Below are 16,432 nucleotides of genomic sequence, written 5' to 3'. Positions count from 1 at the left end.
TTCGACTATCATTGCCACTTAAGAAGTATTTTTAGATTATAAAGCTCTCAGTAATCCTCGCGTTATTAAAGATGAGCTTGACATCAAACCGATCGTTTAGGTCTGAACAGAACTTGAACTGAATCCATCTTGGTTTCTCTCCAGTTTGAGGATTGTTTTTCGCCTCAACCTCAAAAAGAGTTGCTTCATGCTCATCCAATCCAACTAGCTTGAGTCCTTCAGGTAGATAGGCTTGGTTACCAACTGGATAGACTCGGAGAAGCACAGCTACACTCTGGTTGGGTTTAGGCAAGACTGCAACCATGAGGGCAATTGATTGCTTGGGTAGCTGTAGACTTAGATCTAGCGCTTTCCAGACTCCGCTCGCTGAGTGGTTGGGTTCAAGCTGACGGAGCTGTTCCGCTGCCAGCCAGCGCTCTTCCTCATCTTCTGTAGTTTGTAGGATTTGAATCAATTGCTCTTTTGTTTGTTCCTCTTCTTTTTTTTCCGCTTGTGGTGTATCGAGAAATCGTGCTCCTGCCCCAACCGGAGCCGCATCGGCGAGAGGCAATTCTTCCAGCGTTTGCCAGATAGATTCTACTGCTCCTTGAAACCAGTCACTCAGGACAGTAACGGGATCTTCAGGGAGAACATTGGCAGCAGGTTCAGCAGGAACCCCTGAGTACTCTGCAATGCAGTCGATCAATGCATCCAGCGATTGCAGTTCACTGAGCGGCAGATACTCCACAGAAACTTCTGAGGCAAACCCTAGAATCGTTCCTTCAGTACCGGCATCGTCAAGCTGAACAACAACATAGCCAATTCGATCATCCCAAACTTCTTCTGGAATGAAACAAGTTCGCTCGCCTGCTCTGACTGAACGACATTCCAAACGTCTTCGCGTTGCGGGAACGTACAGATCGGCTAAGTCAGCAATGACATGACTGGTTGGATCCCAGCTATAGCTAGCTTGCAAGTCAGTTGATACGCCCAGCATTTGCAGATAATAATGCACGACCAGAATTGCCAACGTATTTCGATAAATTCGCTCTGCTCGCGTTTTAGCGAAGTGTTGTGCTAATTTACGAGCTTGCTGACGATCGGCAGGCGTAATGGGGATGGAGATAGCGAAGTCCTCTGTCGAAGCATTCATCATAGCAAATCCAGATGGGTAGAAATAGGGACAGTGCAGGTGGAAAAGGGTTGAGTTGTAGGACGTGGCATAGGCAGCATTTTACGGATCGATGTACCCCCGTGATCGAAGAAACGTCTGTAGACAAGGACGACACTTTTCTCCATAGCAACGACGCATTGCAGCAATTGCTTCGGGTGGAACCCTGAACTGTTCCGCGATCTCTTCCCACGTTAGAGGATCGATATACCGCCCTGATTTTTCATCTTTTTGGGGAAGCCGCAATAGAATCAGAGCCGCACAATTGAGCCGTGGATTGTCTGGCACATATTTACGGCGAAGTGATGCACCATACCGGCTGACCCACGTCAAGACTTCTTCGATAACCAGATCTAGTTCAATCAGAGTATAAGGATCAACCAACGAAGCAGGAATTTTCTCAACTGGATCTGTTTCTTCACCGTCCTGATTCGTCAAAGACGGTATTTCCCTTGCTCTCTCCTCCGCTATTTTCTGTTCTAACTCCCGAATCCGATTCTTCAGCCGATTATTGAACCAAGTGAGAACCTTACTTCTACTCGAATCGTATTCACATAGATGCTTACAGAACCATAACCAGGTGTCTTGAAGTGCCTGTTGGTAAATGTCTGATGCTGTTCCCGCTCCTCTCCAGAGGCAAGGCGACTTCCATATGATGCTGACAATCCGATTGACCAACTTCTGTCGCTCTGGGGTGCAAGGCGGATACGCACAAGCTTCCTGAATTAGCTGATGCAACAACTGTTCGTCCGACTCATCTATACACATGATTGAATAGTCAGCGAGTACATCAATTTACAGGCTGCTGCTGTGCACTTCATTCATCAGGGAGCGATCACCTAGCAAGTAATTTGTATTTTTAATACAAATCATTAATGAGGTCCTTGCAGTTAGATGTGAACTTTCATTGCTAAACCGTCTTTTCTTCCCTGGTTCGCCATAGCCCTTCACAACCATTACAAACCGGAGAAAAGATATGCCTGATGATCACTCAAACTCTGCACAACCTAAGGATGGCAACCAGCGAAACCTAAAGCAAATTCCAATACTACCTGTTCTCAGCCTTTGTCTCAGTTTAGCATCTGGTTTCTACTGGAAATCCCTCCTGCTCATTGCTCAGCAGCAAAGTCGGATAGAGCAGGTGTCGCAAGTCTGTGGGGAACTGGTTGCAGAGTCTGCATCTGTCAGCAGTTTAGCGGACTGTCTGACTCGCCTGGGACTGATGTATGTCGATGGACAGCACCACGTAGAGGCAATAGTGCTCCTCAGGAATGCACTAACACTGGCTAAGGATACCAACGATCAAGCGCTAGAGGGATTTGTGTTGTGCAACCTAGCCTACTCTTACTTGGCGTTGAATCAGTACTCCTTAGCATCCCAGCTTACAGAAGCGGGTTTAGCTATCACCCGAGCAATTGGCGATCGCGGTGTACAAGTTCATTGTTTGGTTTCAAGGGGTGTGATTGCTGTTGCTTTGAATCAAACCAGTGCAGCAATTGCATTCTACTTAGAGGCTCTAAAACTTGCTCAGCAGCTTGATGATTTGGGGCTTCAATCCCAGATTCGGCAATACCTGAAGGACGCCCAGGACGCCCAGTTCCAGTAGTGAATTAGCAACACCAACTATCCTCAACGGCTGAGAAGCCTGCCATCGACTACAGGTTCAGACAGGCTTCTTGCCCGCTGCGGCATGTTGCGATTTACCCATTATTTCTCAAGGAGTAACAGTCGTATGATGCAACTCAAGACAGGACAAGTTCGTAAAGCAGTTGTTTCTGCAATAGAAAGCATTCTCAAGCTAGTAGAGGCACAAGCAATTCGAGCAAAAGTACAATCCGGGAATAAATTCGTCAAAACAGTGCCGATGGCGTTGAATAAGGCTCGATCGCTTAAGGAGCAGCTCCAGAGGGTCGAGCAAACTGCCAATAGGTTAGCCGCCGAGTTTCCCGCACTCAAGCCAATCGCTCAGGAACTAGAGTTTCTTGGACCTACGTTGCGCCAGCCGCAATCAAGCGCAGCGGATCTTCTCACTGCATTCCGTTCGTTTCTCGATGTGCTGCCTCCCTGGATAGAGTTTAGCGAGGACCCAACCCTAGACCAGGTTGCTGTTACAGCCAATGATAACTACCTGTTCATTAATTTTGTTGATGAAGGTGAGCCGCGAGAAGAGACAGGCGCACGCAGTTTTGCACAGAAGATCTGCATCCTCTGCAGAACGCTCCGCACTCAAAAGCGTCAACCGACAAAAAATGACTTCATTGCAATTCAGTTTCATGATGCGTTGTTGCAAACCAGAGTGCCGATCGAAAATCCCTCTCGTCCCCTCAGTATGCCTGGCTTTGGCGATTATCAAACCTATTTGTCGATCACCGATCCCGGAGCAGGGCTAATTGAAGCATGTGTTGCTCCAAACCAGCGTGGCATTATTTGGCATATGGAGCACTTGGAGCGAGAACAGCAGGATCGATGCATTATTGAACCCTATCGCATAACCGCAATTGACTCTGTTGCCAAGGTGCTTGCACGAGTGGGGTCAGAAGCATCCTGTACAGTCTATATTGGGCGGCCTTTCTTTGAAAGTGGCGACTTCAAGGCGGGTTTACTCAAAGCAGTTCGCCTCATTGCCATTGCCTGTAGCGCCCTGTTCATGCAAGGGGTAGCAGAGTGCAAAATCGCGATTGAGAATATGACCGCGACTCAAATTATAGAGTTCATACAGTGTGTTCGAGGGGAGGTGCGGCGAGATAGCTCAGCTCAAATCTTATCTGCTGCTTTCAATCTCAACACTCCAATTCTGGATGACCGCGAGAAAACCCAGCAGAACCATCAGGAACCCGTTTGGATCAAAGATCCCTCTAAGATTGCTCTACTCGCCGTTGAGCTGGTTAAAGCAGGAGGGTTTGACAAAGTAACTTGTGATGGAGCCAGTAACTCCTATCCCAGCTCTTGCGTGCTGGAGCAACTCCCATTTCCAAACGCCGTTGAGTTCGTTCACTTGGCACATGAGCAGGGCTTACTCACCTACTTCTCCGCCGGGTTCCGATTGCATCACTTGCCCACAGCCGTTTACACAGGCGTCGATGGCGTCGGCGTAGGAGGAGCACAAATTCTCCGGTTAATGGATCACTCCACTGGCTGCCATGGTCCGTTTCTTCCTGGCAATATTCAAGAACTTTTGCGAATTCGGGATGAGGCAGCTAACGATTGGCTAGGACAATCTGCGGCTCTGCTAGCGCGACTGGATCAAATGTTTTTCGAGGGCTGTATTACAGCCCCTGACAATGCTCTGCGCCTGAAGCTATTTGCGGCGATTCGGGATCGCAATGAAGCTGCATGTACCGCCTTACTCGATCGCTTGAATCCCATTCGCAACATGCCACCGAATCGGGAGCATTACCTGATCGAGTGGGCAAAGCGTCTCCTTAACGCCGAAACTCCTCTTCTGGCTGCCACTCAAACCCCTGAGGCATGGGCAGCCTTTGTTCAGATGCTTCAGAGGGGTGTCAAAACACACGACCTTGAGCTTTTGGCTCAGCATCTAAGCGGCATCCGAGAGGAGACTGAACTACTCTTGCGGCAACCCTACAACGCTTCTTGACCGTAGTTGTTGCCTAGCCAAAGGAGCAAGGTAGGGCACCCTCAAGTGCTCTGCTCATGATTTGCCCAACTCAGTTTTAATTAAAAGCCTTGGCTGCTCTCAGCAGTTAGAGGATTCACCAACGCAACGGAGTAGGCTACAAGCTCACTCCGTTGTTTTTTTGCGATAGGTTCCTGGAGTTTCGCCCATACAGCGCTTAAATGCCTTATTAAACGCAGACTCTGACTCGTACCCCATGGCGAGTGCTACATCTACCACGCTTAGATTATTCTGCTGCAATACTGTAGCGGCTTCTTGCATGCGCCATCGCGTGATGTATTGCAAAGGAGGTTCCCCTACAAGCTGGCGAAACTTAGCTGCAAAGGCTGCCCGTGACATATCTACTCGCTGTGCCAACTCCTCCACCGTCCAAGAATGATTGAGGTGCTGGTGAATCAGAGCCAAAGCTTGCCCGATTTGAGGATCTACGACTGCTCGCAGCCAACCCTGCTCGTGATCTGGCAATTTCGCTAAGTAGGTGCGTACCACTTGAATGAACATAATTTCTGCCAGACGACTACTGATGACTGGTGCACCGAGTTGAGTTGAGGTTGCTTCACACGCTAGGAACTCAATGGTAGAGGTAAACCATTCAGCTGAAGATCCGGTAGCTTCATGGATATGCTTCTGGGTGAGGTGAATAACAGTTGGCAGAGCACTTAATAGTGGGCACCTCTGGCGATTGCAAAAAAAGAAACAGCCACTCACCAAATGAGTTTCATCGCCACCACCACCATAACGGTAATGATTGTAAGACGTTGTTTGATGATTGCTGGCAGATTGCTCTAGTACTTCCATTAGGGAGATTGCTGGCAATGCCTCTTTCTCAGTGCTGTTTAGAGAACTCAAGCGATAGGAATAACCTTGCAGGAGAATCACCAAGTCACCTGGTTGTAGAACTCGGGGTGCGCTCAAATGTTTAACACGTGGGTCTTGAGTTTCAATCTGAAGCACACAGCTCCCCTCAGTCACAACATAAAAAGCAGATTCTTTTAAGCCTTCCATTTGCAACCCCCAAGGTGCGCTCAGTTCCAACCGTCCCCAGATTTGGCTATCTAGTCGCACACCCCGCAGAACCTCAGTCACCACATCCATAATGTTGCCTCTAGAACAGTAGATGATGTTTTAGACGATTCAGCAATGATTTTAGATGATCAGACATTGATGGCTTTAGCAGAATAAATAAGAATTAACTGAATAGAAGAAAAGAGGTCGCCTTAGTGCATCTCAAGCAAAGAAGCGTTACTTGATAGTACATGTTTACCAGCAGAATCCCCTCTACTTTTCAATCTTCCATATAGAAGTGAAGCAATATATTGCCACTGTAGTACTCGATATTAATCTCGCCCTTCTATCTAAAACCAGCAGTTGAGGAATTATAGAGCAATGTCAGGATTGCGGCTAGAGACGTGACTGAGCATGTAAACCATTTAGATTACAGTTTTTTCACTCGATGAGGTAAGGCTATGCAACTTTGTTATCGCGGTAGTGTATATGAATATGACCCACCTCAACTTGTTCTGGTTGACGGAAGCCTTTCAGGGGTTTATCGGGGGGCGACTTGGCGCTCAAAACAGTTCCGATCCGAGTTGATTCCTCAATCCGTGCGAATGTTACGCTATCGTGGCGTCATGTATGCTCGGGGAAATATGCTACCAACTATAGTGTTTCCTAAAGTCAATAAATTGAAATCATGCTCTGAATAAAAGATGAATTAGTTTAACTTTGATCTGCTTAAACAAGCACAATGCATCTATCTGGAATCAATAAAACAATTATGCATTTCTCGCCGAATGGCGCAAATTTCAGCAGAGCCAAGAACTATTCTGCGTTGAAGATATGCCTGAATAGCAGCCTGATTGAATGTTCGTAGTTCAAGCAGGTCAGCCTACTGGTCAATATCACTGGTTGAGCAACGATTACGAGCGCTATCACGCTATTGTCACTCTAACTAAAAATTCCTTTTTCATGTCCTGCTATGTTCCATTCTGATGTACCACCGTTTGGCTCTACATCTTTCGCTTCCTCAGAACCGCCTGATTGGATGAATGGAGTTTTTCTCAACCCCAGATTGGACAGCAACGTCAAGATAGAGAAGCGAGAAATTAATACCTCCTTATCCTCCCCACATCGATTTGAAGGGGAACTACTATCTTTTCCGACATCCGTCAATGCGACGGCTGAAACTCGGAACTCCGGTTCGGATTCTACAAAGCGCCTCAAACCTGTGTTTAGACGTAATCTGATTCGTTCTGAGGAGTCTGGAGGGGTAGATGCCTTAACAGGTAATAAAACGGCTACTTCCTTGCTCAACTCAACCAGCAACGACTCCTTGCTGGATCACCGATCGACAAAGCCCAGATCATTTCCTGCTGTAGAAAAGCAGCAAAGGAGAACTTCTGCAAGAGCAACAATCCGGCAGAACGTAGCTAATCCCTCATCGCGCTCTGTACCCAGTTCTGATCCTTCACCTTTTGATACAACGGTTATAACTGATCGGGTTCGGTTCAAAATCACTGAGCAACCAAATGAAATCTTTGATGGCGATCGAGTCGTTGTCATATTCAATCGGCGCGTGATTGCGGGGAATTTGCTGCTGCAACCCTTTCCGCTGGGAAAAACATTCTCAGAACCTCTGCGCCCTGGAGTAAACACCCTGAGAATCATTGCTCTCAACACGGGTGCAATTACTGAAGCAACGCCCTTTGTTTGGTTTAAACCTACTATCAAAGCACCGCGCCTTCAACTCAACCCAGGCGTTAATCAACTCAAGCAAGTTCTGACTGGAGCGCCAACCTATGCTCCCGATCTGCAAATTGGACAATCTGATTCTTTTACAATAGGTCTACCCCAAATTACCGTTCCTATCAGCAGATATCCTGAATCAGCCGCTCATATATTAGATAGGCAAGGAGTAGCGCCAGACATTCTGACATTAGATAGAGCTCTTAAGGGCAAAGATAACCCCCGTCGTCGGCAATCTATCAGAAATTATAAAAAGGACCCAAGCAACCCGAGAACTGTTGGCAAGCAGGACTATGATGAGTATCCACCAGCGGCTTTTCTTGAAAACGGTGGCAGGGCAAACATTAGGCCAATTGCTAGTAGCGACAATCAAGGTTCTGGAGCTTTCATGCAAGGGCAGTATAACGGCAAAAAATATGGCTATATTCCAAATGGAGGTAAAGTCGTCATAAGAGTTGTTCCATGAATGCTGTAATGCTTGCTGCCTTGAAACTGGCAACAACGATGTCTCTACAAATCGCGGTTTACGATACAGCGATTGAGGATTTTTATGTTGAGTGGAATGATCAACACTACGCTCAAGGATTTTTATGGCTTCCGGGGCATGTAGAATTTAATACTCTTGGACAAACAGGGTTGGTGATGGTAGAAGTTTGGCAAGCGGATCAGATTCAGATCAGCCCAAATGTAGTTCGAGCAATTCTAGTGCCATTTACGGTGAGTGATTCAGGGGAAATTCGAGTTGCAGGAGATGACCTGGGCGATCCCATTCCGCTTGCCCAGGGAGAATACGCTTTGATTTTTGAAATTCGGTTTCAGAACCAAGCAGAGTTGGAGCGTGACCCTGGCTATGAGCAAGGAGATGAGGAGTATGATCTGCTACCGGAATGGTGTCGGTTCACGTTTGTTCCGCAAGTACAAACGGTACAGGCAGAAATCCTACGTGCAGATTCTGAATTGGCAGGTAGTTCACTAGTGTTGGGCTAGGGAATGATTTGCATTGGGGTTGCAGGTGAAGCGGCTGGCATCTGTACACCAGTTGCAGCAAATGGCGTTCCCCGCTTGGCATACTCGTACCTAATCCAAAACCGCAACACCTGACGCGGATCAACGGTTTCAGGCAGAGTAGCGGCAATCTGCTGCCTCACTTGCGTCAGTCCTGCCGCATCCTTAAGCATGGCCTGACGGCGGTCCTCTGCTTCAGCAATCAGGGGTTCTCGTTGAGCTTCGGCCTCGGCAATTTTGATGCGTTTAGCACAAAAAACGGCTTATACCATTTCCCTTTAATCGGGCTACAGATTACAGCATTCGATGGGTTGCGGTATGCAGCTTCCGTAATTCAAAACTCGGTTCGGCTGACTCACCGGAAGCCAAAACTTAAAACTAAGAATTGGTATTAGCCCCCTGACGCCCCGCTTCTGACTTCCCGCAGTATGATTGGGAATAAACCTGTCCCATTCTGTTTTAATCTGTGAATCTGCCATCCTTAACCACCCTAGACTTGAATCAACTGTTCCCCTTTGATCTAGACGAGTTTCAAAAGCAAGCCATTGCGGCCTTAGATGCGGGCGAGTCGGTGGTGGTGTGTGCACCGACTGGGTCAGGTAAAACGCTGATTGGGGAATATGCCATCTATCGCGCTCTGACCCATGGCAAGCGGGTTTTCTACACCACGCCGCTGAAGGCCCTTTCCAATCAGAAGCTGCGGGACTTTCGCGAACGGTTTGGGGCGGAGCAGGTAGGCTTACTGACGGGCGATGTATCAATTCACCGGGATGCGCCGATTCTGGTGATGACCACTGAGATTTTTCGCAACATGCTGTACGGTACGCCGATCGGGCAGGTGGGCACGTCGCTAGTAGATGTGGAAGCAGTAGTGCTGGATGAATGCCATTATATGAACGACCGGCAGCGAGGCACGGTTTGGGAAGAGTCGATTATCTACTGCCCGCCAGGAATCCAGCTGGTGGCCCTTTCCGCCACAATTGCCAACAGCGACCAGCTCACGGACTGGATCAGCGAAGTCCACGGAGCCACTCGGCTGATCTATTCCGACTTTCGCCCAGTGCCGCTGGAGTTTCACTTTTGCAACCCCAAAGGGCTGTTTCCCCTGCTCAACAGCAATGGCAAATCGATTAACCCCCGTCTGAAGCCCAAAGGAGGACGGCAGCGGGGACGGCAAGAGCCTCCTAGTTTGGGCTATGTGGTCAGCCAGCTGCAACAGCGGGATATGCTGCCTGCCATCTACTTTATTTTTAGCCGTCGGGGGTGCGATAAGGCTGTGAGTGAGCTAGCCAATTTCTCACTGGTAAACGCGCAGGAAGCTAAGGCCCTAAAGCAGCAAATCGACGAGTTTTTGCAGCGCAATCCAGAGGCCGGGCGGTCTGGCTATATTGAATCGCTCTATCGCGGTATTGCTTCCCACCATGCCGGGGTGCTGCCTGCCTGGAAGGGGTTAATCGAGGAGCTATTCCAGCAAGGGCTGATCAAAATCGTGTTTGCGACGGAAACCCTGGCGGCTGGAATCAATATGCCGGCTCGTACCACGGTGATTTCTAGCCTCTCCAAGCGCACCGATCGCGGCCATCGCTTGCTGACAGCATCGGAATTTCTGCAGATGGCCGGACGCGCTGGACGCCGGGGCATGGATGAATTGGGGCATGTGGTGACGGTACAAACTCCGTTTGAGGGAGCCTCAGAAGCAGCCTATCTGGCAACGTCTAAAGCCGATCCGCTGGTGAGCCAATTCACGCCCAGCTATGGCATGGTGCTGAATTTGCTGCAAACCCACACCCTAGAAGAAGCGCAAAACTTGATCGAGCGCAGCTTTGGCCATTACCTCTCGACGTTGTATCTACGACCGCAACAGCAGGCGATTTACGATCTGGAGGCCGAAATCGCCCATCAGCAGAGTCAGTTTGCAGCGATTGACCCAGAGCTGATCGCCAGCTACGAGAAGCTCAACGAGCGGCTGAAGGAAGAGCGCCGCCTGTTGAAAATTTTGCAGCAGCAGGCCCATGAGGTGGAGTCGCAACATTTAGCAACGGCTTTGTCGTTTGCGGTAGCTGGAACCATCTTGAGTTTGAAGGGCAAGCATGTGCCAGTGTCTGCACCGCTGGCGGCCACACTGGTGATGAAAGCCCACGGATCGGGTCAATTCCCCTACCTGATTTGTCTGGGGCAAGATAACCGCTGGTATGTGGCCACCGTAGGCGATGTGGTAGGGCTACATCCTGAATTTCCGCGTCTAGAACCAGTGGATCGACTAGTACCGCCGCCCGAATTGACGCCAAAACCGGGATCGGTGCGCAAAGGCGATGAAGCAACGGCTGCGATTGTTCAACTGATTCCGATGATTCCAGATCAAGCAGATACAGCTCCAGAAGTGCGAGATCAGCAGGGGCGAGTCATCGCACTGGAAGCTCAACTCAAAGATCACCCGCTTCATAGCGTGGGGCATCCTACCTATCTGCTGAAACGGCAGAAGCGGATTGAACGGATGCAGGATGAGCTAGCAAGCCGACGCCAAAAGTTAAGTCAGCATAGTCAGCGCTATTGGCAGGAATTCCTCAGCCTGATGGAAATCTTGCAGGCGTTTGGTTGCCTAGAAGACGCGAAACCGACGCCACTCGGTCAGGTGGCAGCCGCGATTCGGGGCGATAATGAACTGTGGCTGGGGCTGGCCTTGGCTTCGGGTGAGTTGGACACGCTCGATCCTCATCATCTGGCGGCGGCCTGTGCCGCGCTGGTGACGGAAGTGTCTCGTCCGGATAACTGGACTCGCTACGATGCCTCTCTAGAGGTGGAAACAGCCCTGGGTGAACTGCGCAGTATTCGCCGCGAGCTTTTCAAACTGCAACGTCGCCATCAGGTAGCCCTGCCCGTGTGGCTGGAAACTGAGTGGATGGGGCTAGTCGAGCAGTGGGCGCTTGGTGTGGAGTGGACTGAACTCTGCGCCAATACCAGCCTGGACGAAGGCGATGTGGTGCGCATCCTGCGCCGCACGGTGGATTTTCTCTCCCAGGTGCCCCATGTGCCCTACCTGACCGAAGATTTGCAAGTGAATGCAGTGCGGGCAATTCAGCTGATTGATCGCTTCCCGGTGAACGAAGGAGTAGATTAACGTGAGAATTCAATGCAGTCTGACCGCATGGCGATTTGCCGGATAGCTTTGAGCACTCTCAGAAGCTGCATAGGACTATCTAAATCAACTGCATTAATCGCACAGTAAGCTAGTACTGAGGTTATACAACGGAGTAATTGGCGCAAAGTAGTCGGCAACCGGATCGATAATATTATAGTGAACATCCTCGCTTGCCGAAGATGAATTAAGCAGAATATTCTTCTGATTCAAGCTAAGGATTTTGATTCCTTTCTGCCAAAGACGCCGAAATAAATAAGCCGTTTGAATTTTCAGCAATTGGCGCTGTTTGTCCGGATCGAGCCAGCGATGCAGTCGAAACCGAGACCGCTGCTGAATTTCCTCCAAGCTGGGAATTTGAAACACCTGACAAAAATCGGCTGTAAATCCGGTGGGAATTTCACCTAACGTTTTGCCCTTGACGCGCGGCATTACCAGAATTTGCTTGCAGAAATCTTGCTCACTCTGGGACTGCATATAAAGATAAACCGGACAGATCTGAAGCAACTCCTGTTCTCTGGCCGACAGTTTAGCTGCCAACTCATAGCTCAGCATTTGGCTGCGGTAAAATTGGTGCCGCAGGTTGCCGCCTTGAGGTTTGCCCTGGGAGCATTTCCAAACCAGGTCAGCATAGGGGAAAATGCCCAAATCAGTATCCTGAACGCCGAGTAGGTAGACGCCTTTGTGGGCCGTGTCCTGATAGGGATTGATGTCGTAATTTTCCTTGTGAAGCAGAATCGCTTGGTGCAACTGCTGAAAACTGTCAAAGAAGTGCGCAAAGCTGGGATAGTCCTGTACAAGCTGATGGTACACCGTTGGTTCAAACTCAAAGGTGTAGCGCTGATGCGCAACGGTTTTGATCATGGTTTGGAGTTCCGCAAGCCTTGTAGCTGAAGTGGATGTTGTCAGCATAGAAATAATATCCATCGCTCTGAGGACACGACAAAACTTGCAAGAGAACAGAAAAAGGGGCATGAGAATAACCACTGTCAAACTATGGCCCCCATAGATCAGATCACTCTAATCCCAAGACTTTGCAGCCCTATTCGGCTAGCATGGTGCCAGAATCACCGTCGCATTCTCCCTATTTTAGTGGATGCTCGCTAAGAAAGGTCGCTCTAACACAGATGAGCGCATTGACCTGTTAGGTGAGTTTTACCATTTGCTTGAGCGTTCAACACGTCATTCTTCATTCCTTGCTCAGCATTGAAATCCAGGCTGAGCTTATTTCTGCTTAGTCTGAACTTCAGTTGAGAGAGGTTAAATGTTAACTCGTTCCCATCACCCACTGCGAGGCGATAGCGAAAGGCGCTGGATTCATGCAGGGCGAGAGGATCTGAGCTTTCTCCGTCGATCACCTCTGAATCCCTGCACCCTAGTACCGAATTTGCAGCGTCACCGAGGCTTCCACCTCCTGCTCACCGCCAACGATTGGCGTTTCGGGTGCACTCTCTGCTTGGGCCATTGCGTCCATATTGGCTCGGTACAGAATGGGGGGAGGTGGGGCAGCTCCATTTACCTGAATCCCGACAATTTCCTGCTGCGTTAAGCCCAGGCTGCTGAGCACTGTATTGGCCTGAACCTGGGCATTTTGGATCGCTTCCTGAATTGCCTGCTGACGTGCGGTTTCTACAGCGGCATCATCGGCCACAAAACTAACGCTATCAATTCGCGTCGCACCGGCTGCCACAGCGTCATCGAGGAGATTGCCAGCTCGGTCGGTTGGCACCCGAAAGCTGACAGTGTTGGTGGCGCTGTAGCCAATGATCTGCTGGCGGTTATTGGCGTAGTCATATCGCGGATTTAGGGAAATGCCGGTGGTTTGCAGCTTATCAACGTTGCGGGAGCGCAGAAACTCGACTACGGCAGTGGAGCGGCGGGCTGCCTCCTGCTGTGCCTCTTCTGCAGTCTTGGCCTGGACTTCGACCCCAAGCTGCACCTGTGTCAGGGTGGTTGCCACTGACTCCTTGCCCTGTCCAGTTACGGTTAATGTGCGCATAATCTGCTCCTGCTGAGCCAAAACGGGACTAGCCGCCAGACTAGTTGTGATCATTACTGGAAATGCCAAACAGCTTACCAGCATTAGGGAGCGTAGCGATCGAGCCAATTTCATCTTGAATCATCTCCTCACAAAAGTGTTATAAATCTACTCTGACACCTGGTCTTGGCATCTATTCTTTAGTTACCGTTTTAGCAACCGTCTCTCCAGCCTCCATGCCCCAAGCCCGCAAACGATTTGGACAACATTGGTTACGCAGTGAAACCGCACTGGCGCAAATTGTGGCAGCAGCCACGCTCTCCTCAGACGATCGGCTGTTGGAAATTGGTCCAGGAACGGGCCTATTGACACAGAAGCTGTTGCCCTCGGTGCAGTCGGTAGTTGCTGTAGAGATCGATCGCGATTTGTGCGAGCTGCTGCGCAAAGCATTCGCGACGACATCCAATTTTCTGTTACTGGAAGGGGACTTTCTGTCATTAGATTTGGCTGAAGCATTGGCTGATTTTCCCAACTTCATTTATCCTAATAAAGTCGTCGCTAACATTCCCTATAATATCACCGGACCAATTCTAGAAAAGCTGCTCGGTACTATTGCTCAACCCAACCCTCAACCATTCGACGCGATAGTGCTATTACTGCAAAAAGAAGTGGCCGAGCGGTTGTGCGCCCAGCCTAGTTCCAAAGCCTTTGGTGCCCTATCGGTACGAGTGCAATATTTAGCCGCTTGCCAGTGGATCTGCGACGTACCCGCCAAAGCCTTTCAGCCGCCGCCCAAAGTAGACTCTGCGGTGGTGCACCTACAGCCTCGCCCATTTGATCCACCCGCCCTCGATCCACGTCAGTTAGATACGCTCGTTAAATTGGGTTTCGCCACTCGCCGCAAAATGCTGCGCAATAATCTGCAAAGCCTGATTGATCGGGAGACGCTATCGCACCTTCTAGAAAGTCTTGGCCTCAACCCCCAAGCCCGCGCAGAAGATCTGGGCGTTGCGGATTGGGTGGCGTTGAGTAATCGGCTGGGAGATGAGGGAGATGGAGGCGATAGGGAAGGTAAGGAAGATAGGGAAGATAGGGAAGATAGGGAAGATAGGGAAGATAGGGAAGATAGGGAAGTTTAAAGCAGCCAGCATCTCTTTTTGACTCTGACCAAACTGGCTCTCACTCCAACTCTTGACTCCTGACTCCTGACTCTCGTCGGCTGACGCTCTGGGAAGCCTGACTCCTGACTCCTGGCTTCTAGCTCCTTGAAAATCCTCCCCCTCATTCCCCTTGTCCTGCTTGCGAAGTATAATAGCCCCCTGCCCCAACCCACTCCCCCACCTTCCCCATCTTCTCCACCTTCCCCATCTTCTCCACCTTCCCCATCTTCTCCACCTTCCCCATCTTCTCCACCTTCCCCACCTTCTCCACCTTCTCCATCTCCCCTCACCTCCCATGCAAGCCTACTCCCTCATCGCTCCCGCTAAAATCAACCTTTACCTGGAAATCATTGGCGACCGCCCGGACGGCTACCATGAGCTGGCGATGATTCTGCAAAGTATCGATCTGGCGGATCAAATTGACCTGCGAGCCAACGGTACCGAGCAGATTCGGGTACACTGCGATGATCCGCAAATTCCCACCGATAGCAGCAATTTGACCTATAAGGCTGCCGCTCTGATGGCGAAGCAGTTTCCGCAGACATATAGTAAATTTGGCGGGGTAGATATCACCATTCACAAACGGATTCCGATGGGCGCAGGGTTGGCGGGTGGCTCAACAGATGCCGCCGCAGTTTTGATCGGAATGGACCTGATGTGGAAACTAGGGTTGACCCAAATCGAAATTCAAGAGATGGCAGCTCAGCTCGGTTCGGATATTCCTTTTTGTGTCAGTGGTGGGACTGCGATTGCCACCGGACGCGGCGAACAGTTAGCTCCCCTACCGAGTGTGGATTTTCTCTATGCGGTGCTGGCCAAATATCGCAGCTTGGGTATCTCTACGCCCTGGGCCTACAAAACCTATCGGCAGCAGTTCAGTCAGTCCTATGTTTCGGGAGACAATTTGCTGCAACGACGCCAGCGAGTCCATTCGGGCGAAATAGTGGCGGCGATTCAGCAGCGGGACGGCAAGCGAATCGGGCAATTGCTGCACAATGATTTGGAAAAAGTGGTGCTGCCGGCTTATCCCCAGGTAGAAGGGTTGCGCCGCATCTTGGCCGAATTTAACCCACTTGGGGTGATGATGTCGGGGTCCGGCTCGACGGTGTTTGCCTTGGTAGAATCAAAGGCACAGGCAGAACAAATCCGCCAGCAGCTTAAAACCGCCCTACCCGATCCGGATTTGGGTGTCTGGACCACTCGACTGAGCGCCAATGGCATTCAGCTTGTTCATTGAGGAAATCCATCATGACGGACCAAAATCCTACCCCAGTCACTCCGGCTGAACGTTCCCTGGGCAGTTCAACCGCTAGCTCTAGCAGGGTTCCCACCACACCTGGGCGCTGCCTGCGGGGTGCAGCTATTTCTGGCGGGCTGGCGTTTGCAATGTACTCCCTGACTCACTCGATTATTCAGGTTTTGGCCGGTGTGCCGCTGCCAACCAAGAGCACCTTTGCGGCCAACATTGCCGTTGCGGTCCGTACTTTGGTGATTGGGGTCTCTACGCTGGCAACCGGCATTTTTACAATCGCGACGCTGGGTTTAATAGCCTTAAGTATTCAACTTTTCATCCAGCAAGCCAAAGCCGAAAAATCTTGAGCCAGAGCAATCGCTGCTGCAC

Annotated in this window: 16 protein-coding genes; 9 read left to right on the top strand and 7 right to left on the bottom strand. The window is 50.1% G+C overall.

Annotation, left to right across the window (positions count from 1 at the left end; translation table 11 throughout):
• Nucleotides 1–31 precede the first annotated feature (31 nt).
• Nucleotides 32–1,135: a DUF1822 family protein gene (locus tag HJG54_RS00960; RefSeq protein WP_316432831.1), complete on the bottom strand. Its 1,104-nt coding sequence runs from the start codon at nucleotides 1,133–1,135 to the stop codon at nucleotides 32–34.
• Nucleotides 1,136–1,213: 78 nt separating this feature from the next.
• Nucleotides 1,214–1,588: a hypothetical protein gene (locus HJG54_RS00955; RefSeq protein ID WP_316432830.1), complete on the bottom strand. Its 375-nt coding sequence runs from the start codon at nucleotides 1,586–1,588 to the stop codon at nucleotides 1,214–1,216.
• Between the two features lie 538 nt (nucleotides 1,589–2,126).
• On the opposite strand from HJG54_RS00955, the gene HJG54_RS00950 reads away from it, so the two are divergent.
• The gene (locus HJG54_RS00950) at nucleotides 2,127–2,756 is read left to right on the top strand and encodes a hypothetical protein (protein ID WP_316432829.1); all 630 of its coding nucleotides are present in this window, start codon (nucleotides 2,127–2,129) and stop codon (nucleotides 2,754–2,756) included.
• Between the two features lie 126 nt (nucleotides 2,757–2,882).
• Nucleotides 2,883–4,748 carry a hypothetical protein gene (locus HJG54_RS00945; protein ID WP_316432828.1) on the top strand — a complete coding sequence of 622 codons (1,866 nt, stop codon included), beginning with the start codon at nucleotides 2,883–2,885 and terminating at the stop codon, nucleotides 4,746–4,748.
• 144 nt (nucleotides 4,749–4,892) lie between these two features.
• Here HJG54_RS00945 and HJG54_RS00940 read toward each other — a convergent pair whose 3' ends face one another.
• A complete protein-coding gene (locus tag HJG54_RS00940; protein ID WP_316432827.1) occupies nucleotides 4,893–5,882 on the bottom strand; it encodes an AraC family transcriptional regulator in 990 nt (329 codons plus the stop codon).
• A gap of 371 nt (nucleotides 5,883–6,253) precedes the next feature.
• On the opposite strand from HJG54_RS00940, the gene HJG54_RS35320 reads away from it, so the two are divergent.
• From HJG54_RS35320 to comJ, 3 genes are all read left to right on the top strand, one after another.
• The gene (locus tag HJG54_RS35320) at nucleotides 6,254–6,493 is read left to right on the top strand and encodes a DUF4278 domain-containing protein (protein WP_420717306.1); all 240 of its coding nucleotides are present in this window, start codon (nucleotides 6,254–6,256) and stop codon (nucleotides 6,491–6,493) included.
• A gap of 272 nt (nucleotides 6,494–6,765) precedes the next feature.
• Nucleotides 6,766–7,998: a NucA/NucB deoxyribonuclease domain-containing protein gene (locus tag HJG54_RS00935; protein WP_316432826.1), complete on the top strand. Its 1,233-nt coding sequence runs from the start codon at nucleotides 6,766–6,768 to the stop codon at nucleotides 7,996–7,998.
• Nucleotides 7,995–8,519, top strand: coding sequence for a competence protein ComJ (gene comJ, locus HJG54_RS00930; protein ID WP_316432825.1), 525 nt, complete (start codon nucleotides 7,995–7,997; stop codon nucleotides 8,517–8,519). Before HJG54_RS00935 ends, comJ begins: the two co-directional genes overlap by 4 nt.
• On the opposite strand, the gene HJG54_RS00925 is transcribed toward comJ, so the two are convergent.
• Nucleotides 8,516–8,710, bottom strand: a complete 195-nt coding sequence (locus HJG54_RS00925; protein WP_316432824.1) for a hypothetical protein — start codon at nucleotides 8,708–8,710, stop codon at nucleotides 8,516–8,518. The two genes, comJ and HJG54_RS00925, sit on opposite strands and share 4 nt — an antisense overlap.
• Before the next feature lie 293 nt (nucleotides 8,711–9,003).
• Here HJG54_RS00925 and HJG54_RS00920 point away from each other — a divergent pair, with 293 nt between their 5' ends.
• Nucleotides 9,004–11,655, top strand: a complete 2,652-nt coding sequence (locus HJG54_RS00920; protein WP_316432822.1) for a DEAD/DEAH box helicase — start codon at nucleotides 9,004–9,006, stop codon at nucleotides 11,653–11,655.
• A 93-nt stretch (nucleotides 11,656–11,748) separates the two neighbouring features.
• Here HJG54_RS00920 and HJG54_RS00915 read toward each other — a convergent pair whose 3' ends face one another.
• Together HJG54_RS00915 and HJG54_RS00910 are read right to left on the bottom strand one after the other, a co-directional pair.
• Nucleotides 11,749–12,600, bottom strand: a complete 852-nt coding sequence (locus HJG54_RS00915) for a hypothetical protein (protein ID WP_316432821.1) — start codon at nucleotides 12,598–12,600, stop codon at nucleotides 11,749–11,751.
• 448 nt (nucleotides 12,601–13,048) lie between these two features.
• Nucleotides 13,049–13,786, bottom strand: a complete 738-nt coding sequence (locus HJG54_RS00910) for an SIMPL domain-containing protein (RefSeq protein ID WP_316432819.1) — start codon at nucleotides 13,784–13,786, stop codon at nucleotides 13,049–13,051.
• Between the two features lie 101 nt (nucleotides 13,787–13,887).
• Here HJG54_RS00910 and rsmA point away from each other — a divergent pair, with 101 nt between their 5' ends.
• A complete protein-coding gene (rsmA, locus tag HJG54_RS00905) occupies nucleotides 13,888–14,790 on the top strand; it encodes a 16S rRNA (adenine(1518)-N(6)/adenine(1519)-N(6))-dimethyltransferase RsmA (RefSeq protein WP_316432818.1) in 903 nt (300 codons plus the stop codon).
• Nucleotides 14,791–14,932: 142 nt separating this feature from the next.
• On the opposite strand, the gene HJG54_RS00900 is transcribed toward rsmA, so the two are convergent.
• Nucleotides 14,933–15,091 carry a hypothetical protein gene (locus HJG54_RS00900; protein ID WP_316432816.1) on the bottom strand — a complete coding sequence of 53 codons (159 nt, stop codon included), beginning with the start codon at nucleotides 15,089–15,091 and terminating at the stop codon, nucleotides 14,933–14,935.
• Nucleotides 15,092–15,106: 15 nt separating this feature from the next.
• Between HJG54_RS00900 and ispE the strand changes: the two genes are divergently transcribed.
• Nucleotides 15,107–16,048 carry a 4-(cytidine 5'-diphospho)-2-C-methyl-D-erythritol kinase gene (ispE, locus tag HJG54_RS00895; RefSeq protein ID WP_316432815.1) on the top strand — a complete coding sequence of 314 codons (942 nt, stop codon included), beginning with the start codon at nucleotides 15,107–15,109 and terminating at the stop codon, nucleotides 16,046–16,048.
• 11 nt (nucleotides 16,049–16,059) lie between these two features.
• Nucleotides 16,060–16,410 carry a DUF3082 domain-containing protein gene (locus HJG54_RS00890; protein WP_081914745.1) on the top strand — a complete coding sequence of 117 codons (351 nt, stop codon included), beginning with the start codon at nucleotides 16,060–16,062 and terminating at the stop codon, nucleotides 16,408–16,410.
• The last annotated feature ends 22 nt before the right edge of the window (nucleotides 16,411–16,432 follow it).

This window comes from Leptolyngbya sp. NK1-12 (assembly GCF_032598965.1).
GTDB lineage: Bacteria > Cyanobacteriota > Cyanobacteriia > Elainellales > Elainellaceae > Elainella.
Note: the sequence above shows the minus strand (reverse complement) of the source record. Positions and strands in the feature narration are given on the sequence as shown.